This is a genomic window from Streptomyces sp. NPDC053673 (assembly GCF_055585225.1).
In genome coordinates, this window is sequence record NZ_JBVJKN010000096.1 from 1 (window position 1) to 1,730 (window position 1,730).

Annotated in this window: 1 pseudogene; it reads right to left on the reverse strand. The window is 68.0% G+C overall.

The window, feature by feature from the left end:
* Positions 1-1,721 (reverse strand): annotated as a pseudogene (locus ACZ6ZQ_RS38505) (beta-ketoacyl reductase); the annotation flags it as partial.
* Positions 1,722-1,730 lie beyond the last annotated feature (9 nt).

Consider the following 1,730-nt stretch of genomic DNA (forward strand, 5'->3'; position numbering starts at 1 on the left):
GACAGCCGCTCGACGAGCAGCATGCCGACACCTTCGCCCCAGCCCGTACCGTCAGCGGCGGCAGCGAACGCCTTGATCCGCCCGTCCTCCGCCAGGCCACGCTGACGACTGAAATCGACAAAGGCATCCGGGGTGGACATGACGGTGACACCGCCGGCCAGGGCCATGGTGCATTCACCGTTGCGCAGCGCCTGAACCGCCCAGTGCAACGCGACCAGCGACGACGAACAGGCGGTGTCGACGGTCACAGCCGGACCTTCCAGGCCCAGGGCGTAGGAGACCCGGCCGGACATGACGCTGCCCGCGTTACCCGTGCCCAAGTGGCCCTCGAGCCCCTCGGGCTCCTCCAACAGGACGGACAGGTAGTCCTGACCGTTGGTGCCGACGAAGACTCCGGCCTGGCTGCCGCGCAGCGACGAGGGGTCAATGCCGGCGCGCTCGAAGGCTTCCCACGAGGTTTCCAGCAGCAGCCGCTGCTGCGGGTCCGTGGCCAGCGCCTCACGCGGCGAGATCCCGAAGAAGTCGGCGTCGAAGTCCGCTGAGCCGTCGAAGAAGCCACCTTCACGTGTGTACGAGGTGCCCGGCTGCTCCGGATCGGGGCTGTACAGCCTCTCCAGATCCCACCCACGGTCGGCCGGGAACGGACCGACCGCATCCGTACCGTCCGAAAGCAGCTGCCACAGCTCTTCCGGAGTCCGTACACCACCCGGGAAACGGCAGCTCATCGCCACGATCGCGATCGGATCGTCGTCGACTGCCGAGGTCACAGGTCCGGCCGCCGTGACCTGTGTGCCGAGCAGTTCGGCACGCAGCTGGGCGGCGAGGGCGATCGGGGTCGGATAGTCGTAGACGAGCGTGGCCGGCAGCCGCAGCTCGGTGGCCGCGCCCAGGCGGTTGCGCAGCTCGACGGCAGTAAGCGAGTCGAAGCCGATCTCGCGGAACGCACGCCCCGCCTCGATGTCCTCGGCACCGGAGTGCCCCAGCACCTCGGCAACCTGAACACGAACAAGGTCCAGGAGGTACACCTCACGGTCCGCCTCAGCCATACCCTGAAGCCGCTGGACCAGTGACGAACCGGCAAGCCCCGGCCGATCACTCGCTTTCCCTGTGCCGTCGACGACAGCCACCGCTTCGGGCAGTTCGGTGAGGAGGTTGCTGGGCCGCACGGCGGTGAAGCCGGGCGCGAAGCGCTCCCAGTCGACATCCACGACGGCGACGACGGTGTCGTTCGCATCCAATGCCCGCTGCAACGCCATGATGGCCGAGTCACCGTTCATCGGCGGTACGCCGCCCCGGCGCATGCGCGCGTCCATCGCCTCATCGGCAGCCATACCACCGTCCGCCCACGGACCCCACGCCACCGACGTCGCCACCAGACCATCAGCACGACGCTGCTCAGCTAGCGCATCCAAGTAGGCGTTGGCAGCGGCATAGTTGGCCTGTCCGGCCGTACCCCAAGTTCCGGTGACCGAGGAGAAGAGGACGAAGGCGGCGAGCTCGATACCGAGTTCGGTCGTGAGGTCGTGGAGATTGCGGGCCGAGACCGCCTTCGCGCGCAGGACACTATCGATACGCTCCGGGGTCAGACCGTCCAGCACACCGTCGTCCAGCACACCGGCCGTGTGCACCACAGCCGTCAGTGAATCCGCCAGCGTGGACAGCAGGGCGTGCAGGGCCTCACGGTCTGCCACGTCACACGCGACGACGGAAGCCTCCACACCCAGCTCGGT